Annotated in this window: 24 protein-coding genes and 1 tRNA gene; 12 read left to right on the top strand and 13 right to left on the bottom strand. The window is 65.0% G+C overall.

Annotated elements, in window-relative coordinates; all coding sequences use genetic code 11:
• Nucleotides 1-55: 55 nt before the first annotated feature.
• Nucleotides 56-1,612, top strand: a complete 1,557-nt coding sequence (locus tag IRL76_RS01005; protein ID WP_200982341.1) for an acyl-CoA carboxylase subunit beta — start codon at nt 56-58, stop codon at nt 1,610-1,612.
• Here IRL76_RS01005 and IRL76_RS01000 read toward each other — a convergent pair.
• On the bottom strand, nt 1,609-2,877 hold the full coding sequence (locus IRL76_RS01000; RefSeq protein ID WP_200982339.1) for a multidrug effflux MFS transporter: 1,269 nt from the start codon (nt 2,875-2,877) through the stop codon (nt 1,609-1,611). The genes IRL76_RS01005 and IRL76_RS01000 overlap by 4 nt on opposite strands.
• Before the next feature lie 65 nt (nt 2,878-2,942).
• Here IRL76_RS01000 and dinB point away from each other — a divergent pair, with 65 nt between their 5' ends.
• Nucleotides 2,943-4,061, top strand: coding sequence for a DNA polymerase IV (dinB, locus tag IRL76_RS00995; RefSeq protein ID WP_200982337.1), 1,119 nt, complete (start codon nt 2,943-2,945; stop codon nt 4,059-4,061).
• On the opposite strand, the gene IRL76_RS00990 is transcribed toward dinB, so the two are convergent.
• The 4 genes from IRL76_RS00990 to IRL76_RS00975 all read right to left on the bottom strand — a co-directional run bounded on the left by IRL76_RS00990 (nt 4,058) and on the right by IRL76_RS00975 (nt 6,327).
• On the bottom strand, nt 4,058-4,528 hold the full coding sequence (locus tag IRL76_RS00990) for an NUDIX domain-containing protein (protein WP_200982335.1): 471 nt from the start codon (nt 4,526-4,528) through the stop codon (nt 4,058-4,060). The two genes, dinB and IRL76_RS00990, sit on opposite strands and share 4 nt — an antisense overlap.
• Complete coding sequence (locus IRL76_RS00985) at nt 4,516-5,136, bottom strand: 6-phosphogluconolactonase (protein ID WP_200982333.1); 621 nt, start codon at nt 5,134-5,136, stop codon at nt 4,516-4,518. Before IRL76_RS00985 ends, IRL76_RS00990 begins: the two co-directional genes overlap by 13 nt.
• A gap of 74 nt (nt 5,137-5,210) precedes the next feature.
• Nucleotides 5,211-5,672: a Dps family protein gene (locus IRL76_RS00980; protein ID WP_200982331.1), complete on the bottom strand. Its 462-nt coding sequence runs from the start codon at nt 5,670-5,672 to the stop codon at nt 5,211-5,213.
• Between the two features lie 91 nt (nt 5,673-5,763).
• Nucleotides 5,764-6,327: a hypothetical protein gene (locus IRL76_RS00975; RefSeq protein WP_200982329.1), complete on the bottom strand. Its 564-nt coding sequence runs from the start codon at nt 6,325-6,327 to the stop codon at nt 5,764-5,766.
• Between the two features lie 83 nt (nt 6,328-6,410).
• On the opposite strand from IRL76_RS00975, the gene IRL76_RS00970 reads away from it, so the two are divergent.
• Nucleotides 6,411-7,205 (top strand): SDR family oxidoreductase, encoded by a 795-nt coding sequence (locus IRL76_RS00970; protein WP_200982327.1) that lies wholly within the window; start codon nt 6,411-6,413, stop codon nt 7,203-7,205.
• A 1-nt stretch (nt 7,206) separates the two neighbouring features.
• Here the strand turns inward: IRL76_RS00970 and IRL76_RS00965 are convergent, their stop codons facing one another.
• The 3 genes from IRL76_RS00965 to IRL76_RS00955 all read right to left on the bottom strand — a co-directional run bounded on the left by IRL76_RS00965 (nt 7,207) and on the right by IRL76_RS00955 (nt 8,576).
• On the bottom strand, nt 7,207-8,142 hold the full coding sequence (locus tag IRL76_RS00965; protein ID WP_200982325.1) for an alpha/beta fold hydrolase: 936 nt from the start codon (nt 8,140-8,142) through the stop codon (nt 7,207-7,209).
• A 49-nt stretch (nt 8,143-8,191) separates the two neighbouring features.
• Complete coding sequence (locus IRL76_RS00960; protein ID WP_200982323.1) at nt 8,192-8,440, bottom strand: DUF6356 family protein; 249 nt, start codon at nt 8,438-8,440, stop codon at nt 8,192-8,194.
• Between the two features lie 62 nt (nt 8,441-8,502).
• A tRNA-Gly gene (locus IRL76_RS00955) sits at nt 8,503-8,576 on the bottom strand.
• Nucleotides 8,577-8,697: 121 nt separating this feature from the next.
• On the opposite strand from IRL76_RS00955, the gene IRL76_RS00950 reads away from it, so the two are divergent.
• The 9 genes from IRL76_RS00950 to mmsB are packed head-to-tail and all read left to right on the top strand — an operon-like array spanning nt 8,698 to nt 15,579.
• Nucleotides 8,698-10,194: a CoA-acylating methylmalonate-semialdehyde dehydrogenase gene (locus IRL76_RS00950; protein ID WP_200982321.1), complete on the top strand. Its 1,497-nt coding sequence runs from the start codon at nt 8,698-8,700 to the stop codon at nt 10,192-10,194.
• A 42-nt stretch (nt 10,195-10,236) separates the two neighbouring features.
• Complete coding sequence (locus IRL76_RS00945) at nt 10,237-10,719, top strand: hypothetical protein (protein WP_200982319.1); 483 nt, start codon at nt 10,237-10,239, stop codon at nt 10,717-10,719.
• An 11-nt stretch (nt 10,720-10,730) separates the two neighbouring features.
• Nucleotides 10,731-11,027 (top strand): I78 family peptidase inhibitor, encoded by a 297-nt coding sequence (locus tag IRL76_RS00940; RefSeq protein ID WP_246449887.1) that lies wholly within the window; start codon nt 10,731-10,733, stop codon nt 11,025-11,027.
• A gap of 26 nt (nt 11,028-11,053) precedes the next feature.
• Nucleotides 11,054-11,317 carry an I78 family peptidase inhibitor gene (locus tag IRL76_RS00935; protein WP_200982315.1) on the top strand — a complete coding sequence of 88 codons (264 nt, stop codon included), beginning with the start codon at nt 11,054-11,056 and terminating at the stop codon, nt 11,315-11,317.
• A 40-nt stretch (nt 11,318-11,357) separates the two neighbouring features.
• Nucleotides 11,358-12,503, top strand: a complete 1,146-nt coding sequence (locus IRL76_RS00930; protein WP_200982312.1) for an acyl-CoA dehydrogenase family protein — start codon at nt 11,358-11,360, stop codon at nt 12,501-12,503.
• On the top strand, nt 12,500-12,889 hold the full coding sequence (locus IRL76_RS00925) for a VOC family protein (RefSeq protein WP_200982310.1): 390 nt from the start codon (nt 12,500-12,502) through the stop codon (nt 12,887-12,889). The genes IRL76_RS00930 and IRL76_RS00925 overlap by 4 nt, the downstream gene beginning before the upstream one ends.
• Nucleotides 12,886-13,932: an enoyl-CoA hydratase/isomerase family protein gene (locus tag IRL76_RS00920; RefSeq protein WP_200982308.1), complete on the top strand. Its 1,047-nt coding sequence runs from the start codon at nt 12,886-12,888 to the stop codon at nt 13,930-13,932. Before IRL76_RS00925 ends, IRL76_RS00920 begins: the two co-directional genes overlap by 4 nt.
• Complete coding sequence (locus IRL76_RS00915) at nt 13,929-14,711, top strand: enoyl-CoA hydratase-related protein (RefSeq protein WP_200982306.1); 783 nt, start codon at nt 13,929-13,931, stop codon at nt 14,709-14,711. The genes IRL76_RS00920 and IRL76_RS00915 overlap by 4 nt, the downstream gene beginning before the upstream one ends.
• Complete coding sequence (gene mmsB, locus IRL76_RS00910; protein WP_246450050.1) at nt 14,668-15,579, top strand: 3-hydroxyisobutyrate dehydrogenase; 912 nt, start codon at nt 14,668-14,670, stop codon at nt 15,577-15,579. The genes IRL76_RS00915 and mmsB overlap by 44 nt, the downstream gene beginning before the upstream one ends.
• Here mmsB and IRL76_RS00905 read toward each other — a convergent pair.
• Genes IRL76_RS00905 through gcvT form a run of 5 tightly spaced genes read right to left on the bottom strand, consistent with a single transcriptional unit; the run spans nt 15,566 to nt 20,855 of the window.
• Complete coding sequence (locus tag IRL76_RS00905) at nt 15,566-16,288, bottom strand: Nmad3 family putative nucleotide modification protein (protein ID WP_200982302.1); 723 nt, start codon at nt 16,286-16,288, stop codon at nt 15,566-15,568. The two genes, mmsB and IRL76_RS00905, sit on opposite strands and share 14 nt — an antisense overlap.
• 16 nt (nt 16,289-16,304) lie before the next feature.
• Nucleotides 16,305-17,936, bottom strand: coding sequence for an aminomethyl-transferring glycine dehydrogenase subunit GcvPB (gene gcvPB, locus IRL76_RS00900; RefSeq protein WP_200982300.1), 1,632 nt, complete (start codon nt 17,934-17,936; stop codon nt 16,305-16,307).
• The gene (gene gcvPA, locus IRL76_RS00895; protein WP_200982298.1) at nt 17,933-19,294 is read right to left on the bottom strand and encodes an aminomethyl-transferring glycine dehydrogenase subunit GcvPA; all 1,362 of its coding nucleotides are present in this window, start codon (nt 19,292-19,294) and stop codon (nt 17,933-17,935) included. The genes gcvPB and gcvPA overlap by 4 nt, the downstream gene beginning before the upstream one ends.
• Before the next feature lie 36 nt (nt 19,295-19,330).
• On the bottom strand, nt 19,331-19,702 hold the full coding sequence (gene gcvH, locus IRL76_RS00890; RefSeq protein WP_200982296.1) for a glycine cleavage system protein GcvH: 372 nt from the start codon (nt 19,700-19,702) through the stop codon (nt 19,331-19,333).
• 4 nt (nt 19,703-19,706) lie between these two features.
• The gene (gcvT, locus tag IRL76_RS00885) at nt 19,707-20,855 is read right to left on the bottom strand and encodes a glycine cleavage system aminomethyltransferase GcvT (protein ID WP_425504499.1); all 1,149 of its coding nucleotides are present in this window, start codon (nt 20,853-20,855) and stop codon (nt 19,707-19,709) included.
• Nucleotides 20,856-20,862 lie beyond the last annotated feature (7 nt).

The raw sequence follows: 20,862 nt of genomic DNA, 5'->3' as shown, positions 1-20,862 counted from the left end.
CTTCCCTTTCGCCGCGTCCCTTGCAAGCGTGCTGGCCTGAGGAGAGCGGGCACGCATGAGCTGGGAAAAGGAACTCGAGGAACTGCGCCATCGCGAGGCACTGGCCGAGGCGATGGGCGGGCCGGACAAGGTCGCACGCCAGCACGGGCGCGGCAAGATGGACGCCCGCGCCCGGCTCGCGGCCCTGGTCGATCCCGGCTCCTTCCGCGAGATCGGCAAGATCGCCGGCAAGGGCTCCTATGACGAGGACGGCAACCTTACCGGCGTCCTCCCTGCCCCGTTCCTGTTCGGCAAGGCGACCATCAACGGGCGGCCGGTCGTCGCCACGGCAGACGACTTCACCATTCGCGGCGGCGCGGCGGATGCGGGGATCGGCCGCAAGATGGAGCAGGCCGAGAAGATGGCGCACGAGCTGCGCCTGCCGATCGTCCGGATGATCGACGGCACCGGCGGCGGCGGCTCGGTCAAGACACTGGAGATGATCGGTTCGACCTACATCCCCGCGGTCCACATGTGGGGCGAGGTGGTGAAGAACCTCGACACCGTGCCCGTGGTGGCGCTCTCGCTCGGCCCCACGGCGGGCCTCGGCGCGGCCCGGATCGCGGCGAGCCATTACTCGGTCATGGTCAAGGGCCTCAGCCAGATCTTCGCCGCCGGTCCTGCCGTGGTCGACGCGCTGGGCGATGCGTGGAAGGACGGCGGATCGGCGAACCACGAGGAGGCCAAGGAAGCGCTCGGCGGCAGCGGCATCCACACCCGCAACGGCGTGGTCGACGACGAAGTAGCGAGCGAGGCAGAGGCGTTTGCCCGTGCACGCCACTTCCTCTCCTTCATGCCCGAACACGTCGGCCAGCAGGCGCGTCGCATTGTCAGTGGCGATCCCGCGGACCGGCGCGAGGAAGCGCTGCTAAGCCTGATTCCGCGCGACGAGAAGCAGGTCTATTCGATGCGCCGGGCGATGGACCTGCTGTTCGACAAGGGCACCGTGTTCGAGATCGGCCGCATGTGGGGCCGCGCGTGCATCACCGCCCTCGCCCGCCTCGACGGCTGGCCGGTCTTCGTCCTCGCCAACGACCCGAGCTATCTCGGCGGATCATGGGACGCGAAGACCTCCGAGAAGGTCGAGCGGTTCGTGAAACTGGCCGACCTGTTCCGCCTGCCGATCGTGCACCTGGTCGACAATCCCGGCTTCATGATCGGGCGCGAGGCTGAGGTGGCGGGCACGATCCGCTACGGCGTGCAGGCGATGAATGCGGTCTACAAGGCTACCGTCCCGCTCGCCTCGATCGTCATGCGCCGCGCTTATGGCATAGCAGGAAGTGCGATGAGCAATGCCGATCTCTACCAGTACCGCTATTGCTGGCCCTCGGGCGACTGGGGTTCGCTCCCCATCGCGGGAGGGCTGGAGGTTGCCTACAAATCGGAGATCGAGGCGGCTGAGGACCCGGCGGCCGAACTGGAAGCGATCCGCGCGCGACTAGACAAGGTCACCAGTCCCTTCCGCAGCGCCGAGCGCTTCAATGTCGAGGATATCATCGACCCGCGCGACACGCGGCCGTTGCTGTGCGAATTCGCCGACCTCGCCTGGCGTAGGCTGGCGAGCGACCTCTAGTCTTCATCGTCGGGTTCAGGCGGCCCGAACAGCTTCCCGCGCTCGGAATAGAGCACGAAGGCGAGGCTCGTCAGCGCCGCCAGCAGCAGCGCCGTCGCCAGCGGGCGGGCGCTGCCGTCATAGGCATAGCCGACAGTCGCACCGAGCAGCGCACCGGTGGTCATGCGCAGGAAGCTCTGCGCGCTCGATGCGGCGCCGGCAATGTGCTTGAACGGCTGCATCGCGATCGATCCGAAGTTTGCTCCGATGAACCCAAGCAGGCTCATGTTGGCAGCCATCAGGGGGACGAAAGTCCACAGGTCCTCGTCCGGCTGGTGGGCGAAATAGTACTGCAGCCCTGCGACGCCGATGAACAGGAACAGCGCCGTGTGGCTCACGCGCCGCGCGCCGAAGCGCTCGACGATGCGGCTATTGGTCCAGTTGGCGATCGCCATGCAGCCCGCGCAGATGGCGAAGAGCAGCGGGAACATCTCGCCCGCGCCGAAGGCTTCGCCGATCAGCTGTTGCGAGGAATTGATGAAGCCGAACAGCGCCCCGAAGACGAGCGAACTCGCCAGCGTATAGCCGATGGTCGCGCGCAACGAGACTGCACTGAGCATGTTGCTGGCGATGTGCGATATCTCGATATCCTGCCGGTCTTCCTCGTGAAGGGTCTCGGGCAGGCGGAAATAGACCCATGTCGTCATTAAGGCGCCGAGCACGGCCATCGAAACGAATATCCACCGCCAGTCCCCGAACAGCAGCAGGACGCCCTGTCCGATACTCGGTGCGACGGCAGGCACGAGCAGGAAGATCACGAAGATAAGGCTCATCAACCGCGCCATGCGGTCTCCGCCCACGCGGTCGCGAATGATGGCGGGCGGCAGGGCGATTATGCCCGCCGCGAAGAACCCCTGCAAAGCGCGCAGGAAGAGCAACTGGTCGAAACTCGTTACCGCCGCGCAGGCCAGCGAGAGTGCGATGTAACAGCCCAGGGCCACGAAAAGTACCGGACGACGACCGTAGCGGTCGGCGAATGCTCCCGGTATCAACGTACCGATACCGCCGGCGAGGAGGTAGATGCCGACCACGAACTGGCGGTCATTGCCGGCAACGGCAAAGCTGTTCGCAAGGCTGTCGAGCGCAGGCAGGATGGCGTCGATGCCAAAAGCGTTGCACGCCATCAGCAGCGCCATCATCCAGATGAGCTCGCGCTCGCCGATCCGCCTCTTGGGGGCGGCGGCGATTACCGGCTGTTCACCGCTGGCAAGGACTTCTCTTCGCATGCGCACAAAATGGCAGGTGACGGACAAGGTTCCGCTTTGCAACCCGTCGGCCTATCTTGGTTGCTATGAGTGACGCGAAAGACACGGATGAGGACGGCGAGGCGGACGGCCTGCGCAAGGTCATCCATGTCGACATGGACGCATTCTTCGCCAGCGTCGAACAGCGCGATAATCCCGAATTGCGGGGCAAGCCGGTCGCCGTGGGCGGTTCGGGCGGACGCGGTGTGGTGGCGGCGGCGAGCTACGAGGCACGAAAGTTCGGCGTGCGCAGCGCCATGCCCTCGGTCACTGCCAAGAGGCTGTGTCCCGACCTCATCTTCGTCCGCCACCGCTTCGATGCCTACAAGGAAGCGAGCCGGCAAATCCGTGCCATTTTCCACCACCACACCGACCTCGTCGAACCCCTGAGCCTCGACGAGGCGTATCTCGACGTTACCGAGGACAAGCTCGGCATCGGCAGCGCGACACGCATTGCCGAACTGATTCGGCAGGAAATCCGCGCCAAGACGAAGCTCACCGCGAGCGCCGGGGTGAGCTACAACAAGTTCCTCGCCAAGATCGCCAGCGACCAGAACAAGCCGGACGGGATGTGCGTCATCCGCCCGGGCGAAGGCGCGCAATTCGTCGCAAAGCTGCCCATCCGCCGGTTCCACGGCGTCGGACCCAAGGGCGCGGAGAAGATGGCGCGGCTCGGGATCGAGACCGGAGGCGACCTGGCGCTCAAGGACATCGAGTGGCTGCGTGCGAACTTCGGTAGCTTCGCCGACTACCTTTATCGCGCCGCGCGGGGCATCGACCTGAGGCCGGTGCGCTCAAGCCGCATCCGCAAGTCGGTCGGCGGGGAGCGGACCTTCAACCGCGACCTGTCATCGGGCAGCGAACTGCGCGAGACGATGGAGGACATCATCGACATCGTGTGGGGTTATATCGAGCGCGCCGAGGCCAAGGGCCGGACGGTGACGCTGAAGATGAAATACACCGACTTCCAGATCTTCAGCCGCGCGAAGACGGTCGACCGGCCGATCGAAACGAAGGCCGAGTTCGCCGCCATCGGACGAACCTTGCTGGAGGAGGTCCTGCCGCTGCCCATGCCGATCAGGCTGATGGGGCTTACACTGTCGAAACTTGAAGGTGACGGCGAAGCCGAGCAGTCGCGCCCGGATGCGCAGTTGAGCCTGCTCTAGCTCTTGCGTGCCTGCCATAGGTGCAGGCGGGCCTTGGTCCGCGGGCTCAACGGTTCGGGCAGCGAATGGGTCGGGAAAAACCGGGCTTCGACAATCTCGCGGCCATCGGCCTTCGGCATGGTGTTCACCACGCCCTCGAAGATGTGCGCGCGGTGCGGAGCGCCCGACAATTCCTCCTCGATGATGCCGACGAGCTTGAGCCCTTCGATCGGGCAGTTCGCTTCCTCGCGCAATTCGCGCCGGGCTGCATCCTCGGGCATTTCATTTCTCCCGATTCCGCCGCCCGGGAAGTACCAGCCCTGCGGCCCGTAGCTATGCCGGACCAACAGGATCTGGCCGTCGAAGTCGCGTCCAATCACCGAAACGCCCTCGCCAGTGACGCCGGTCGCCTTGCGCCAATGATGGCGCAGGCGATGGCCGACGGTGAGGGCAAGCCGATGGAGCGGCTTCGGGATCAGGTGAAGCATGTCACCTTTTGTCTAGCTGCACCGAGCAGCCGCGCAACCGGAAGATCGCTTTGTCCCCCAATGGCTTGGTCGAGAACGGCGCGTTTCTCCTCGCCGCGGATGACGAAGACCAGCTGGTCGCTTGCCAGCAGCGAAGGAATGGTCAGGCTGATGCGGTCGAAGGGTGCCTCGGGCGGCAGGGGGTCCGGCGTGAGCCGCACCACCTGCTGCGGTTCGTCCACCCGCGGATCGGTATTGGGGAACAGCGAGGCAATATGGCCGTCAGCGCCCATGCCCAGCCACGCCAGCGTGAAGTGCGGCACGGCTTCCATCTCGGACAGAGTGACTACTTCGGCTCCCGCAGGTTCGAACAGGTCGCGCAGCTTGCCGGTGTTGGATGCGGGATGGTCCTCCGGCACGACGCGGTCGTCGCCCGGCCAGACGACAAGACGCGTCCAGTCGAGATCGTGGTCGAGCAGCGATTCCATGATCGGAAACGGGGTCGACCCGCCGGGGACAGTGATGGTCACCGGCCCCTCACCTGCGTTGAGCGCATCGGCAATCTGCACTGCCAGCCAGTCGGCAATCGCCGAGTCGCTCGCGCTTTCGATAATTTCCACCTGAGCCATCCGCTCTCCATACACCAAGGCCGCCCACGCCCAATGGCGAAGGCGGCCCGATGCGCGTGCGAATAGCTATTCGCTTACTTGGCGGTCTGGCGAAGGAACCAGATGCGCTCCTCGCAGGCGTCGATCCATTCGTCGACAAGTGCGCTGGTGGCGTTGTCATTCGCCGCTTCGGCCGCGTCCTTGAGCGTTTCGAGGCGCTCGTGCAGCGTTTCATTGTCGCCCTTGAGTTCGGTGACCATCTTGTCCGGGCCGATCGAGGTCGAGTCCTGGTCCTTGATCTTGGTGTGCTTGGCAATCGAACCGATCGAGGTGAGCGTGTCGCCATCCTGCTTGCGCGCGCGCTCGGCAATGATGTCCACAGTGCCGAACAGCTGTTGCGCCTGCTCGTCGAACATGAGGTGAAGGTCACGGAAACGCGGGCCCGCGACGTGCCAGTGGAAGTTCTTGGTCTTGATGTAGAGGGCGTAGGTATCCGCGAGCACCCCGTTAAGTGCCGCGATGAGTTCCTTCTTCGAATTGTCGCCAGCCTTGGCCATGGTCCCAACCTTTCGTGGATTTCGTGTTCGAACATCCAACGCAGGAAGGGCTGAACGGGTTTCCCGATTTCAACCGGTCAAGGTAATCGGTTCACCCGATGATGCCGCGGGCCGAAAGCGCAGTCGATACGGCGACGAGGAAGAGGAAGATGGCAACGAAATGCCTGATGGTGCGGAGCGGCAACCGGTCGAGACCGTCCTTTCCGAGCGTCCAGCCGATCGCGACAATGACCATTCCGCCGACAGCGCCTCCGACTGCGGCCATCTCGGGCGCGGCATAGGCCGCCGCAACGGCGAGGACGAGAAACCGCGCAGCATCGGTGAGCTGGCGTGCGAACAGAACGATGCCGATGGCACCCAGCGACCGTGTCGGCTCGTCGGGCGAGATCAGCCGGCGCGGGAGCGCACACTCGATGGCGGCGACCAGCATGGCAATGGCGACGAACATGGTCGAAGCGTCGTTGGACATGGTCGAGCCGATCAGCGCTCCGCACCATGCCGCGATCAAGGCGGTGGCCAGTGCCGTGGCCAACCCCGTCACCAGCAGTCCACCCGATTGACCCAGGCGGTCGCGCAATGTGCCGACGAGCACCTGGTCGCGCGCACCGGAACCGGCGGCAAAGGCGGCAAGAAGGGCGAAAAGAAATGCTGTCACGGTTCTGCGACGGCTCCACTGGCTATGGCTCTCGGCATGCGATAGCAGTTTCGCACGAGAGACAAAGAGCTGGGAGAGAGAGAATGGAACTGACGGCAGGCATGGCAGCGGTGGTGACAGGCGGCGCATCGGGCCTCGGGAAAGCAAGCGCGCAGGCATTGGCGGATGCGGGCCTCAAGGTGACGATCTTCGACGTCAACGAAGAAGCGGGCGAAGCTCATGCCGCAGCCATCGGCGGCACCTTCGCGCGGGTGGACATCACGGACGAGGATTCGGTCGTTGCCGGGTTCGAAAAGGCCCGAGCCGCTCATGGCCAGGAACGCGTAACCGTCCACTGCGCGATGACCAGCCGCCGGGGCAAGACGCTGGGCTGGGACAAGGAAACCGGGAGCTACAAACGCCTCGCCACCGAGGACTATGCCTTCGGGGCTGAAGGCATCCTCGTCTCTTCCTATCGCATCGCCAGCCATTCGGCGCTCGGCATGGCCAATTCCGAACCGCTCAACGAGGATGGCGAGCGCGGTTGCATCACGCTGACCGCCAGCGTCGCGGCGCAGGACGGACAGATCGGGCAGGTCATCTACGGCAGCTGCAAGGCGGGCGTGAACGGCCTCGTCCTGCCGATGGCCCGCGACCTGATGGATGTTGGCATCCGCGTGAACTCGGTCATGCCGGGCATCTTCGCGACTCCGCTGATGCTGGGGATGAAGGACCGCAATCCGGCAATGTGGGCGCAGCTCAACGCCTCGGTGCCCTTCCCCAAGCGTCTCGGCCATCCGGAAGAATTCGCCTCGCTGATCATCGAGATCGCGCGCAACACCTATATCAACGGGCACCAGTTCCGCCTCGACGGCGGGATCCGCATGCCGCCGAAATAGGCTAGCGCAGCAGCTGCAGACCCTCGCGGATTGCCGCCACGAGTTCGAGCGGAGTGTCGACGAGGACGTGGTGATGCGCGTCCTCTATCGCGGTCGAGAACCGGCAATCGGAAAGCAACGCCTGAAGTTCCTCGAGCCTCCCTTCCGGGAACAGCGCCGACTTCGCGCCTATGATGATGCCAATCGGTATGCCGACCTTCACACCGAAGGGAACCGGTGCGAACTTCTTCCAGAAGCGAGGGTCGAAGCGCCAGGTCCAGCCGCCCGGGTCATCCCCGGTTTCGGGAACCTGGTGGAGGGCATTGCGTGCCATCCAGTCGATGATCTCGGGCATGCCGGTGTCCTGTTCGGGCAGGAACCGGAAACGGCGCAAAGCTGCCTCCAGCGTCGGATATCGGGGATTGCGATCGCGGCCCTGCGCAAGGCGCGGTGGAGGCCCCTGCCCTGGCTTGGGCGGCGCCGAGTCGACGAGGATCGCGCCTGCAACGACGTCGGGATGGAATGCACCGATGTGGATCGTCGGGAAGCCGCCGAAGGAATGGGCGATGATCACCGGCGGTTCGCCCGAAGCGGCTAGCCCTGCCACTTCGATCGCGGTCATCGCTTCCCTGGCGAAGGTCGGGATCGCATAGGCCTCGCGCCAGTCGGAGCGCCCCATGCCTGACCACGAGATCGCTGCACAGCGAAAGTCGTCGGCAAAGAGGGGGGCAATGAAGCTCCACCAGTCGGCATGGGCGGCATTGCCGTGGAGGAACAACAGGCCGGGTTTGCCCACTTCGCCCCATGTCAGGAGCTCGATTTGCGCGCCGTCGACTTCGAAATGCGATCGCTCCGGAGCAATGGCGAGCGCTTCGGTGAACCACTCCGCCGCCGGGGGTTTTGCACCGTTAAAGCGCCCAAGCAGGCTGCCGTCGTCGTCGGACTGTTGCGAAACCATGCGGTCCAAGCCTGCCCCCAAGCCTATCGAGCAGAAAGAGCGTGGCGGCTCAAATGCACCAATCGGCCGGCTTGGTATGCGCGGCCTTGCCATCGAACTTGTCGCGGCCATGGATCATGCGCTTGGACAAATCGTGGACCGTCCTGCTGCCGTTGCCCTTGAACCAGAAGGGAAAAATGCCGTGCACGAAACAGGCGAGGCTCCCCACGAACATCCGCGACCCGAAACTGAAGGCGCTCGACATATGCTCGCCATAGCTTTCGCCGACTGAGTTGGGATGGTCCGTAAAGATCGACATGGTCGCTCCAAGCAGTTGCTGGGGCCACCCTATAATGCACCTGTGATGATGGGAAGGGCGGCTGGAGCGGGTAGCGGGAATCGAACCCGCGCGTTCAGCATGGGAAGCTGACAGGCTACCATTACATCATACCCGCCTGTGCGCGGCGCTTTGCCGCAGGTGCCCGCCCCGGTCAACGTCGTTGTGACCCGCGCTGTCGCGCTCCTCCCTTGCTTGTGGCGCACACATCTCTAGATGGGCCGCAAGAGGAGATTCCCATGCGTCAGGTAGACCATTTCATCGTCGGCGGAGCCGGCGGAACCGCAAGCCGCACCCACAAGATCTGGAACCCGTCGACGGGTGAAATCCAGGCCGAGGTCGCCCTCGGCGATGCGGCGCTGCTGCAGCGCGCGGTTGATGCGGCAAAGAAGGTCCAGCCCGAATGGGCCGCGACCAACCCGCAGAAGCGCGCGCGTGTGATGTTCGAATTCAAGCGCCACGTCGAAGCGCACAAACAGGAACTCGCCGAACTTCTGTCGAGTGAGCACGGCAAGGTGGTCGACGACGCGCACGGCGATATCCAGCGCGGTCTCGAGGTGATCGAGTTCGCTTGCGGCATCCCGCAGGCACTGAAGGGCGAATATACGCAGGGCGCCGGGCCCGGCATCGACGTCTATTCGATGCGCCAGCCGCTGGGCATCGGCGCGGGCATCACTCCGTTCAACTTCCCGGCGATGATCCCGATGTGGATGTTCGGCATGGCCATTGCAGCGGGCAACGCCTTCATCCTCAAGCCTTCCGAACGCGATCCGAGCGTGCCGGTCCGCCTCGCAGAGCTCTTCATCGAGGCCGGCGCGCCGGAAGGACTGCTGCAAGTCGTCCATGGCGACAAGGAGATGGTCGACGCGATCCTCGACCATCCCGACATTCCGGCGATCAGCTTCGTCGGGTCCTCCGACATTGCGCAGTACATCTACTCGCGCGGCTCGGCGAATGCGAAGCGCGTGCAGGCTTTCGGCGGGGCCAAGAACCACGGCATCGTCATGCCCGACGCGGATCTTGACCAGGTGGTCAACGACCTCGCCGGCGCGGCCTTCGGCTCGGCGGGCGAGCGCTGCATGGCGCTGCCTGTCGTCGTGCCGGTGGGCGAGGACACGGCCGACCGGCTTCGTGCGAAGCTGATCCCTGCGATCAATGGCCTGCGCGTCGGCGTCTCGACCGACAAGGATGCGCATTACGGCCCGGTCGTTACGCCCGAGCACAAGGCTCGCGTCGAAGGCTGGATCGACACCGCCGAGAAGGAAGGCGCCGAAGTCGTTATCGACGGTCGCGGCTTCACCTTGCAGGGCTACGAGAAGGGCTTCTTCGTCGGCCCGACGCTGCTCGATCGCGTCACCACCGACATGGACAGCTACAAGGAAGAGATCTTCGGCCCCGTGCTCCAGATCGTCCGCGCAAAGGACTTCGAAGAGGCCGTCCGCCTGCCGAGCCAGCACCAGTACGGCAATGGCGTCGCGATCTTCACCCGCAACGGCCACGCCGCACGTGAATTCGCGAGCCGCGTGAACGTAGGCATGGTCGGAATCAACGTCCCCATCCCGGTGCCGGTCAGCTACCACAGCTTCGGCGGGTGGAAGCGTTCGGGCTTCGGCGACATCGACCAGTACGGCATGGAAGGCCTGCGCTTCTGGACCAAGACCAAGAAGGTCACCCAGCGCTGGCCCGACGGCGGCGGCGACGGCTCGAACGCCTTCGTCATCCCGACAATGGGTTGATCTTTCAGGGATAGTTTCCGCAACCCGGGCGTTGGAGGCTTCATGAACCATGCAGCCCTCCTTAGCCCGCTCCTTCCCGCATTGTTCCTGGCCATGGCGGCATGTTCGCCGGGACCGGATGCATCGGGAGCAGATGAGCCCGTTGGTGCAGCCGGCTCTGGCGAAGCGAAGGCTTCCGCGCAGACGTCACCAACTTCCTCGCCAACCCCTGTCACGGCAGAGGAAATCCCCTCAACCTTCCTGGGTGTGTGGGACCACGACAAGCCTAGTTGCGACGTGCCGTCCGACATGCGGCTGGAAATCGCGCCCAAGTCCATCCGTTTCTATGAGTCGCGTGGCGAGGTCACGCGCATCGAGGTAGACAGCGCGGACAGCATCGTCGTCTCGCTGGCCATGGAGGGCGAGGGAGAGAAGTGGCAGATGGCTCGCAAGCTCGATCTTTCCGACGATGGTAATACACTCACCGAGTCCTCGGTAGACGAGGACCGGATAGACCCGATAAAGCTGATGCGTTGCGACAACTGAGGAGGATGCCCATGCGTTCGATTGCCCTGATCGCCATCGCCCTGCCCCTTGCGGCGTGCGCGGCCTACGAGGAGCCGGCCAGCACTCCGGCGGCAGAACCGACATACACTTGCGATGCGGCCGCAGTTCAGGGGCATATCGGCCATACCGCCAGCGCCGACATGGGTGCTGCGATCCAGCTGCAGAGCGGCGCTCGCACCCTGCGTTGGGGTCCGCCGGATTCGGCCTGGACCATGGACTATCGCCCGGACCGAGTGAACGTGCGTTATGATAACGCGATGAAGATAACCGAGATCACTTGCGGCTAGTCGTACTGGTTTCGATCACGGGGCTCATGTCGGTGACGGCATGTGCCCCTCGCCATTCGAGCCTCACCGAGCGTGCTGCTGCCGAGGGCGCCTGTGATGCAAGGCCGGCACAGGTCCACGTCGGGCAGCAGGCCTCGCAGGAAATTGCCCAGCGCATCCAGGACGTGACGCGCGCGCGCATTTTCGAATGGATCGAGCCCGACATGATTGTCACCACGGCATTCAGCCCGTGGCGGGTTCGCGTTACCCTGAACGGGGAAGGCCGTATCACCGCGATTACCTGCGGCTGACGCCTTCCATCCTGCCCCGTCCGGCGCTAGGGCACGCGCCATGACCGGACAATTTGCACTTACCGACGACCAGCTCGCGATCCAGGAAATGGCGCAGCGGTTCACGGCCGACAACATCACCCCCTTCGCCGCCGAATGGGACGAGAAAAGCCACTTCCCCCGCGACGTCATCCAGAAGACCGGCGAGCTCGGCTTCGGCGCGATCTACGTCAGCGAGGAATCGGGCGGCATCAACCTGGGACGGCTCGAAGCGGCGCTGATCATGGAAGCCATGGCCTATGGCTGCCCCGCGACCAGCGCCTATGTCTCCATCCACAACATGGCGACCTGGATGATCGACCGCTTCGGTGGCGAGGACGTGAAATCGCGCTTCCTGCCCAGCCTCGTGACCATGGAAAAGATCGCCAGCTACGCCCTGACCGAACCGGGTTCGGGATCGGACGCGGCGGGGCTCAAGACCACCGCAGTGCTCGATGGCAACCATTATGTCCTCAATGGCACCAAGCAGTTCATTTCGGGCAGCGGCTTCAACGATATCTATGTCGTCATGGTCCGCACCGGCGAGCACAAGTCCAAGGGCATCACCTGCCTCGTGATCGAGAAGGACACGCCCGGCCTCTCCTTCGGCAAGCCGGAGAAAAAGCTCGGCTGGAATGCCTCACCCACGGCGCAGCTGATTTTCGAGGATTGCCGCGTGCCCGTGGCCAACCGCGTCGGGCCGGAGGGCGACGGGTTCCGCTATGCCATGGCGGGCCTCGACGGCGGTCGCCTCAACATCGGTGCCTGCTCATTGGGCGGGGCGCAGCGCTGTCTCGATGAGGCGGTGAAGTACACCAAGGAACGCCAGCAGTTCGGCCAGCCGATCGCCGACTTCCAGAACACCCAGTTCATGCTCGCCGACATGGCCACCGATCTCGAGGCAGCGCGCGCCCTGCTCTACCTCGCGGCGGCCAAGGTCACCGACAACGCGCCCGACAAGAGCAAGTTCTCGGCCATGGCAAAGCGGCTGGCGACCGACAGCGGGAGCAAGATCGTCAACGACGCACTGCAGCTGTTCGGCGGCTACGGCTACCTCAAGGAATACCCGATCGAGCGCTTCTGGCGCGACCTCAGGGTCCACTCGATCCTCGAAGGCACCAACCAGGTCATGCGCATGATCGTCGGTCGCGAGATGCTGCGCCAATGATCGGCCTCGCCATGACGGCGTTGGTGGTGCCCGACTATGACGAGGCCATCGCCTTCTTCCGCGACGCACTGGGCTTCGCGCTGGAAGAGGACAGCGACCTTGGCGAAGGCAAGCGCTGGGTGGTCATGGCCGGATCGCATGGCGGCAAGCTCCTGCTCGCCCGCGCCGTCAATGACGACCAGCGCTCCGCCATCGGCAACCAGACCGGCGGACGCGTGGGCTGGTTCCTCGACACCAATGACTTCGCCACCGACCATGGCCGCATGACCGCATGGGGGGTGGAATTCACCGACGGACCGCGCGAGGAGCCCTATGGCACCGTCGCGGTCTTCAACGATCCCTGGGGCAACCGCTGGGACCTTATCGAACGCAAGGAAGCTGCATGACCGACGAGGTCCATATCCATACCCACGGCCACGCGGGGCACATCTCGCTCAACCGGCCCAAGGCGCTCCACGCGCTGACCCTCGACATGTGCCACGCGATGAGCGCGGGCCTCGCCAAATGGGCGGACGACGACAAGGTCGAGGCGGTCATCCTCGACCACGCCGAAGGGCGCGGGTTCTGCGCCGGGGGCGACATCAACCTGCTGCGCCATTCCGCCCTAAACGACGGGGGCAAGAGCGGGCGCGCCTTCTTCCATGACGAATACCAGCTCAATCACCAGATGTTCGAATATGCGAAGCCCATCGTGGCCTTCATGGACGGCATCACCATGGGCGGCGGCGTGGGCATCGCCATGCCGTGCAAGTACCGCGTGGCGACCGAGAACACGCGGTTCGCCATGCCGGAGACGGGCATCGGCCTGTTTCCCGATGTCGGCGGCGGCTGGCACCTCTCGCGCCTTGGCGGCAGGCTCGGCCAGTTCCTCGCGCTGACCGGCGCGCGGCTCGACGGGTCGGAATGCCTGTGGGCCGGCATCGCCACGCACTACCTGCCGGCTGAGAAACTGGCCGAAGCGAAGGCCCGCATAGCCGAGCATCCCGACCGGATCGCGGGCATCCTTTCCGAACTGTCCGAAACGCCTCCGCCGGCCCGGATCGAGGCTAATGCCGAGCGGATCGCCAAGCATTTCGCTTCCGACAGATACGAGGATATCCTCGAAAGCCTCGAGCTGGACGACATCGAATGGGCGGCGAAGGAACTCGCGACCCTGCGCACCAAGAGTCCGCAAACCTGCAAGGTCGCCCTGAGGCAATTGGCCGAAAGTCAAAATCTCGACAATTTCGCCGACAACATGAAAATGGAGTATCGGATCGCCTCGCGCGTGCTCGTCCGCCCCGATTTTGCCGAGGGTGTCCGCGCGGTGATCGTCGACAAGACCCACGACCCCAAATGGGACCCGGCAACGCCCGAGGGCGTGAGCGAGGAACTGCTCGACAGCATCTTCGCCCCGCTTCCCGCCAACGAGGAATGGAAACCCCTATGAGTTACGAGACCATCACCGTCGAGAAGCGTGACGCGGTTACGCTGATCACGCTCAATCGCCCGCAGGCGCTGAACGCGCTCAACTCGCAGGTGCTGGACGAGCTGATCGACGCTTTTGCTGCCTACCAGGCCGACGCCAGCCAACTGTGCGCGGTGCTGACCGGATCGGGCGACAAGGCTTTTGCCGCAGGCGCGGACATCAAGGAGATGAGCGAAAAGGCGGCCGCCGACTTCTATCTCGACGACTTCTTCAGCCCCTGGACTAGCGAAATCGTCAAGAAGACCCGCAAGCCGTGGATCGCGGCAGTCAACGGCTTCGCGCTGGGCGGCGGGTGCGAACTCGCGATGATGGCCGACTTCATCATCGCCTCGGACAAGGCCAGGTTCGGCCAGCCCGAGATCAATCTCGGCGTCGCACCGGGCATGGGCGGCAGCCAGCGGCTGACCAAGGCAGTCGGCAAGTCGAAGGCGATGGAGATGTGCCTGACGGGCCGGATGATGGGCGCCGAAGAGGCCGAACGCGCAAACCTCGTCGCGCGCGTCGTCCCGCATGAGACACTGGTCGAGGAAGCGATGAAGACGGCTGCCACCATCGCGTCGAAGCCGCCGATGGCCGCGATCGCCAACAAGGAAATGGTCAATGCCGCTTTCGAGACTTCGCTCGATCAGGGGCTGATCATCGAGCGCCGCATCTTCCAGATCCTCACCGCCAGCGAGGACAAGAAGGAAGGCATGGCTGCCTTCATCGAGAAGCGCGAAGGCCAGTGGAAGGGACGCTGACATGAAAATCGCTTTCATCGGCCTCGGCAACATGGGCGGCGGGATGGCCGCGAATCTCGTCAAGGCGGGGCACGAGGTGAATGCCTTTGACCTTGCGGATGAAGCGCTTCGTTCGGCCGCCGAACACGGGTGTTCGGTGTTCGACGACGCCGGCGCTGCGTGCGAAGGCGTGGACGCGGTCGTCACCATGTTGCCCAACGGCGGTATCGTGAAGTCGGTCTACCAGAACAGCGTCTTCGGCCATGCGCCTGCCGGTGCCATCCTGCTCGACTGCTCGACCATCGATGTCGCCACCGCCAGGGACGTCATCGCGGCCGCCGAAGCGGCGGGCTACGACATGGTCGACGCGCCGGTTTCCGGCGGGATCGCGGCGGCCAATGGCGGGACTCTGACCTTCATGGTCGGCGGGACCGAAAAGGCGTTCGAGCGCGCCAGCGAAGTGCTCGACCCGATGGGCAAGGCGGTGATCCATGCCGGCGCTGCGGGCGCGGGCCAGACCGCCAAGATCTGCAACAACATGCTCCTCGCCATCACCATGATCGGCACGGCAGAAGCGATGACCATGGCGAAGAAGCTCGGCCTCGACCCGCAGAAATTCTACGAGATTTCGAGTGTGTCGAGCGGCTACAACTGGTCGCTGAATGCCTACACGCCGCTCCCCGGGGTCGGCGTGCAGAGCCCGGCGGACAATGATTATCAGGGCGGCTTCGCCACCGCGCTGATGCTCAAGGACCTGCGCCTTGCGATGGAAGCTGCGGACAGTGTGAACGCGACGACCGTCCTCGGTTCGACCGCGGCGGAGCTTTACGAGAAGTTCGCCGAGGCCAATGGCGGGCTCGACTTCAGCGCGATCATCAAGACGCTCTGATTTCCTCGATAATCCTCGCGAGCCATTGGCGCGGCGCAGCCCTGCGCCCGACGTCGGCGACGAACTCCTGGCCGCGCGCCACGCTGCGCAACTTGCCGCCACGCAGCCAGCGGTCGGGACGGTCGTGATAGCTGAGCCCGCCCGGCTTAAGCCATGCGGGGCGCTGCCATAGCGAGGGCTGCGCCCCCGCCACGGTGAGGCGCAGGGCATCGCTCGCTCGCGCCGCCACCCGCCCGCTTCCGGCGTAGATCGTGTCGTTGCTGCCGTGCATACCGAGCGCGTGCGGATGCTTGTGCTCGACCAGCCAGTCCGGCGTACCGCCCGCGAGCGGGATGACTTCCCCGACTTCGAGGAAGCCGAAAATCCGGTGATGTGGATCGCCCCCGTCATCGCGGAACAGGCCGAAGAAGAGGAACACGTCCCCTACCCCGACACCGCGGTTTTCCAGATGGGTCTGCGCCGCGCCAACCTGTCCGAAGAGGCAACGGCCGTCGGCGGTGAACATGGGGTCGTGGTGGCACAGCGAAGCGGCGTCATGACGTCCCCTGCTCGCCCGCGCGGCATGGTCGCCAAGGCCAAGGTCGCCATAGCTTGTCCGCGATGCCACGCCCGCCGGTATGGGCAGGCTTACGGGTCGCCCTTCCACGATCGGCGAGGGTCCTCCGCCCGCCGCACTATCGAAGCCCTTCCGGCTGAAGACGATCTTCATGACCGCGGGCGAGCGATCAACGCCCGCCCTGCTCGCTCAAACTCGGCGATCCGGAAGGTGGATTGGGCTCCTGCCAGGCGAGCACCGGCTTCCTTGCCGCCAGCGTCTCGTCGAGACGGCGGCGCGGGGCGTAATGCGGCGCGGTCTTGAGCGTTTCGTCGCCGTTGACTGCCCGCTCTGCGACGCTGCGCAGGGCACCGATGAACTGGTCGAGCGCGGCCTTGCTCTCGGTCTCGGTCGGTTCGACCAGCATCGCGCCATGCACGACCAGCGGGAAGTACATGGTCATCGGGTGATAGCCTTCGTCGATCAGCCCCTTGGCGAGATCGAGCGTCGAGAGCCCTTCCGCAAAACCCTTATCGCTGAACAGCGCCTCGTGCATGCACGGCCCGCTCGGCCCGAAGGGCGCGTCGAGCACGTCCTCCAGGCTGCGAAGGATGTAATTGGCATTGAGGACCGCGTCCTCGGCCACCTGCTTGAGGCCATCGGCGCCGTGGCTGAGGATGTAGGTCAGCGCGCGGGTGAACATGCCCATCTGCCCGTGGAAGGCCGTCATGCGGCCGAAGGCCTGAGTGTGGTCGAACTCGGCCGCGTTCTCTTCCTCGACGAGGTGCACGATGCCGTCCTTGGTCCTCGCGGTGAAGGGCAGCGGACCGAACGGCGCGAGCGCTTCCGACAGCACCACCGGTCCCGAACCCGGACCGCCGCCGCCGTGCGGGGTGGAGAAGGTCTTGTGCAGGTTGATGTGCATCGCATCGACGCCAAGGTCGCCCGGGCGCACCTTGCCGACGATGGCGTTGAAGTTGGCACCGTCGCAATAGACAAAGCCGCCCGCCGCATGAACCGCGTCCGAGATCGCCTTCATGTCGCGCTCGAACAAGCCGCAGGTGTTGGGGTTGGTGATCATCACGCCGGCGACATCGGGACCGAGGCGTGCCTTGAGCGCCTCGAGGTCGACGCGGCCTTCGGCGGTCGCGGGAATGTCTTCCACGCGATAACCCGCAAAGGCGGCGGTGGCAGGGTTGGTGCCGTGCGCACTTTCGGGGACGAGGATGACCTCGCGCGCATCGCCGCGCGCTTCGAGCGCGGCGCGGATGCACAGGATGCCGCACAGCTCGCCATGCGCGCCCGCCTTGGGGCTCATCGCGACTCCGTACATGCCGGTCAGCTCGATCAGCCAAAAGGCCAGTTCATTGATGACCTCGAGCGCGCCGCGCACGGTGTCGACCGGCTGCAGCGGGTGGACATCGGCGAAGCCGGGCATCCGCGCGACCTTCTCGTTGAGCCGCGGGTTGTGCTTCATCGTGCAGCTTCCGAGCGGGAAGAGGCCGAGGTCGATGGCGTAGTTCTGGCGGCTGAGACGCGTGTAGTGACGCACGGTCTCGGGTTCGGAGAGACCGGGCAGGCCGATGGCCTCGGCGCGGTCGAAACCGCCCAGGCGGTTCGCGCCGCGACCTGAATCCTTGGGAGGCTCGGGAAGGTCGACGCCGGTCTGCTCGACATGGCCGATCTCGAACAGCAGCGGCTCTTCCAGCATCAGCGCGCGGTTGCCGGTGGCGGTGTCGGGACCGCTCATGGCGTTGTGACCTTCGACAGGCGTGCCGGGCTTCCAGCCGGATGCGTTCGGGGTTTTGGGGGGCGCGTTCATGCGAGCACCTCCTCGAGTGCGGAGGCAAGCGTTTCGATGTCCTCCTCGGTGGTGGTTTCGGTCACTGCGACGAGCAGGCCGTCGGCGAGTTCGTCATGCGCCGGGAACAGGCGACCGAGCGAGACGCCCGCCAGGACGCCCCTGTCGGCGAGAGTGCGCACGACCTTGCGCGCGTCCTTGCCGAGACGGAGGGTGAACTCGTTGAAGAACGCATCGTTGAGCACGCTCACGCCCGGGATCTTTGTCAGCCTGTCGGCGGCGAGGCAGGCGAGGCGGTGGTTCTCCGCCGCCAGCGCGCGCAAGCCCTTCTCGCCGAGCAGGGTCATGTGGACGCTGAACGCCAAGGCGCAGAGGCCCGAGTTGGTGCAGATGTTCGATGTCGCCTTCTCGCGGCGGATGTGCTGCTCGCGGGTCGAGAGGGTGAGCACGAAGCCGCGCTTGCCCTCGGCATCGACGGTCTCGCCGCACAGGCGGCCCGGCATCTGGCGCACATGCTTGGGATCGCGCACCGCGAAGAGGCCGAGATACGGTCCGCCGAACTGCAGGCCGACGCCGATCGACTGGCCTTCGCCCACGACGATGTCCGCGCCGAGCTCGCCCGGCGACTTGATCGCGCCCAGTGCGACGGGCTCGGTATTGACCGCGATCAGCAACGCGCCCTTGGCATGCGCCGCCTCGGCAATCTCGGTGAGGTCGGGAATGCGCCCGAGGATGTCGGGGTACTGGACCACGACGCAGCTGGTCTGGTCATCGATCCGCGCGATCAGGCCAGCGTTATCCGGCGCGGCCTGGAGCGCGGGCGAGGCAGATGCGATCTCGTCCTCGGTGAACTTCGCCATTGTCTTGACGACCTCGGCATAGTGCGGGTGCAAAGCGCCCGATAGAACCACGCGCTTGCGCTTGGTCACGCGCCCGGCCATCGCCACTGCTTCCCAGCATGCGGTCGAACCGTCGTACATTGAGGCATTGGCGACCGCGCAGCCATAGAGGCGGGCTACCTGGCTCTGGAACTCGAACAGCATCTGCAGCGTGCCCTGCGCGATTTCCGGCTGGTAGGGCGTGTAGGCGGTCAGGAACTCGCCGCGCTGGATGATGTGATCGACGCTCGCCGGGACGTGGTGCTTGTACGCCCCCGCACCGAGGAAAAACGCAGCATCGGCCGCCGCGAGGTTCTTCTTGGACAGGCGCCGCATGTGCTTCTCGACCGCCATTTCGCTGGCGTGCAGCGGGAGGCCCGCGATCGGGCCCGACAGGCGGGCTTCCTCGGGCACGTCGACGAAGAGATCGTCGATATTGCTGGCACCGATCCGGGCGAGCATCGCCGAACGGTCATCCTGGGTAAGCGGCAGGTAGCGCATCGTATGTCCTCGGGTCCCCGGCACGGGGACGATCAATTAGAGACTGTCGCAGAAGGATTTGTAGGCGGCTTCGTCCATCAGGCCGTCGAGCTGGCTCGCGTCGCCGATGGTCATCTTGAAGAACCAGCCATCGCCTTCGGGCGCGGTGTTGACCAGAGCGGGATCGTCCTCAAGCGCCGCATTGCCTTCGGTCACTTCGCCGTCGATCGGGGCGTAGACGTCGCTTGCCGCCTTGACGCTTTCCACCACCGCCGCATCGCCGCCCTTGCTGAGCGAGGTGCCGGCGGAGGGGAGTTCGACGAAGACGATGTCGCCGAGCTGGCCCTGCGCATAATCGGTGATGCCGACCGTGGCAGTGTCGCCGTCGACGTCGATCCATTCATGTTCATCGGTGAAGTAACGGGCCATCGGATCATTTCCCTCTGTAGTAGCGGTGGGGGACGAAAGGTGTCGGGACGACCGTGGCCGCCAGACGCTTCGAACGGACTTCGATTTCGAGCGCGGTGCCTGTCGCGGCATGGGCGCTGGCGACATAGGCCATGGCGATGGGCGCACCGAGCGTTGGCGAGAAACCGCCACTGGTCACCACCCCGACCTGCTCGCCGCCGGCAAAGACCTCGGCACCTTCGCGTGCGGGCATGCGGCCTTCGACCTTGAGGCCGACCCATTTGCGCAGCGTGCCTTCGACGATTTCGCGATTGATCCGTGTCGCACCGGGATAGCCGCCCCCACCCTGTTCAACGGGGCTGCGGCGGCGCTTGTTGATGCCAAACACCAGGCCCGCTTCGATGGGCGAGGTTTCGGGCGAAAGGTCGTGGCCGTAGAGCGGCAGGCCCGCCTCGAGGCGCAGGCTGTCGCGCGCGCCAAGTCCGATGGGCTTCACTTCGGGTTCGCGGCACAGCACGTCGGCGATTTCCTCGGTTGCATGGCCGGGAAGCGAAATCTCGAACCCGTCCTCGCCGGTATAGCCGGCGCGAGCGATGGTCACCTCGTGGCCCGCTATGGTGAAGCGGCCGAACTTCATGAAGGTCAGTGCCGAAAGCGGGTATTCGCCCGTCGCATGGCGCGCCAGCGCGTCCGCCGCCTTGGGCCCCTGCAGCGCCAGCAGCGCCTGCTCGTCGAGATGATTGAGGGTGATCTCGTCGGGCAGGTATTCGCGCAGATGGCCGATATCGTCCCACTTGGTCGCACCGTTGACGACGAGATACAGGCACTCCGGCCAGCGCGAGACCATCAGGTCGTCGAGCACGCCGCCATCTTCGTCGAGCAGCAGCGAATAGCGCTGCTGGCCAAGTTTCAGGGTCGACAGGTCGATCGGCAACACGGCTTCCACCGCCGCGTCGAGATCGGGACCGGACAACAGCAGCTGCCCCATGTGGCTGACATCGAACAGGCCGGCATTGGAGCGGGTCCATTCGTGTTCGGCCACGATGCCTTCGTACTGGATCGGCATCCAGTATCCGGCGAACTCGACCATGCGCGCGCCCTTGTCGCGATGCCAGGCATCGAGCGGCAGCGTACCGGTTTCGGGCTCTTCGATTTCGATGTCTTCGCTCAACAAACTTCCC

Origin of the sequence: Qipengyuania soli (assembly GCF_015529805.1) — a bacterium.
GTDB classification, from domain to species: domain Bacteria; phylum Pseudomonadota; class Alphaproteobacteria; order Sphingomonadales; family Sphingomonadaceae; genus Qipengyuania; species Qipengyuania soli.
The sequence above is the reverse complement of the archived record's forward strand: the minus strand, read 5'-3'. Positions and strand labels throughout refer to the sequence as shown.

Bases quoted from the DNA above. Each gene is read 5' to 3' on its own strand.
- IRL76_RS01005 (WP_200982341.1), top strand. From the start codon at position 56: ATGAGCTGGGAAAAGGAACTCGAGGAACTGCGCCATCGCGAGGCACTG.
- IRL76_RS01000 (WP_200982339.1), bottom strand. From the start codon at position 2,877: ATGCGAAGAGAAGTCCTTGCCAGCGGTGAACAGCCGGTAATCGCCGCC.
- dinB (WP_200982337.1), top strand. From the start codon at position 2,943: ATGAGTGACGCGAAAGACACGGATGAGGACGGCGAGGCGGACGGCCTG.
- IRL76_RS00990 (WP_200982335.1), bottom strand. From the start codon at position 4,528: ATGCTTCACCTGATCCCGAAGCCGCTCCATCGGCTTGCCCTCACCGTC.
- IRL76_RS00985 (WP_200982333.1), bottom strand. From the start codon at position 5,136: ATGGCTCAGGTGGAAATTATCGAAAGCGCGAGCGACTCGGCGATTGCC.
- IRL76_RS00980 (WP_200982331.1), bottom strand. From the start codon at position 5,672: ATGGCCAAGGCTGGCGACAATTCGAAGAAGGAACTCATCGCGGCACTT.
- IRL76_RS00970 (WP_200982327.1), top strand. From the start codon at position 6,411: ATGGAACTGACGGCAGGCATGGCAGCGGTGGTGACAGGCGGCGCATCG.
- IRL76_RS00965 (WP_200982325.1), bottom strand. From the start codon at position 8,142: ATGGTTTCGCAACAGTCCGACGACGACGGCAGCCTGCTTGGGCGCTTT.
- IRL76_RS00960 (WP_200982323.1), bottom strand. From the start codon at position 8,440: ATGTCGATCTTTACGGACCATCCCAACTCAGTCGGCGAAAGCTATGGC.
- IRL76_RS00950 (WP_200982321.1), top strand. From the start codon at position 8,698: ATGCGTCAGGTAGACCATTTCATCGTCGGCGGAGCCGGCGGAACCGCA.
- IRL76_RS00945 (WP_200982319.1), top strand. From the start codon at position 10,237: ATGAACCATGCAGCCCTCCTTAGCCCGCTCCTTCCCGCATTGTTCCTG.
- IRL76_RS00940 (WP_246449887.1), top strand. From the start codon at position 10,731: ATGCGTTCGATTGCCCTGATCGCCATCGCCCTGCCCCTTGCGGCGTGC.
- IRL76_RS00935 (WP_200982315.1), top strand. From the start codon at position 11,054: ATGTCGGTGACGGCATGTGCCCCTCGCCATTCGAGCCTCACCGAGCGT.
- IRL76_RS00930 (WP_200982312.1), top strand. From the start codon at position 11,358: ATGACCGGACAATTTGCACTTACCGACGACCAGCTCGCGATCCAGGAA.
- IRL76_RS00925 (WP_200982310.1), top strand. From the start codon at position 12,500: ATGATCGGCCTCGCCATGACGGCGTTGGTGGTGCCCGACTATGACGAG.
- IRL76_RS00920 (WP_200982308.1), top strand. From the start codon at position 12,886: ATGACCGACGAGGTCCATATCCATACCCACGGCCACGCGGGGCACATC.
- IRL76_RS00915 (WP_200982306.1), top strand. From the start codon at position 13,929: ATGAGTTACGAGACCATCACCGTCGAGAAGCGTGACGCGGTTACGCTG.
- IRL76_RS00905 (WP_200982302.1), bottom strand. From the start codon at position 16,288: ATGAAGATCGTCTTCAGCCGGAAGGGCTTCGATAGTGCGGCGGGCGGA.
- gcvPB (WP_200982300.1), bottom strand. From the start codon at position 17,936: ATGAACGCGCCCCCCAAAACCCCGAACGCATCCGGCTGGAAGCCCGGC.
- gcvPA (WP_200982298.1), bottom strand. From the start codon at position 19,294: ATGCGCTACCTGCCGCTTACCCAGGATGACCGTTCGGCGATGCTCGCC.
- gcvH (WP_200982296.1), bottom strand. From the start codon at position 19,702: ATGGCCCGTTACTTCACCGATGAACATGAATGGATCGACGTCGACGGC.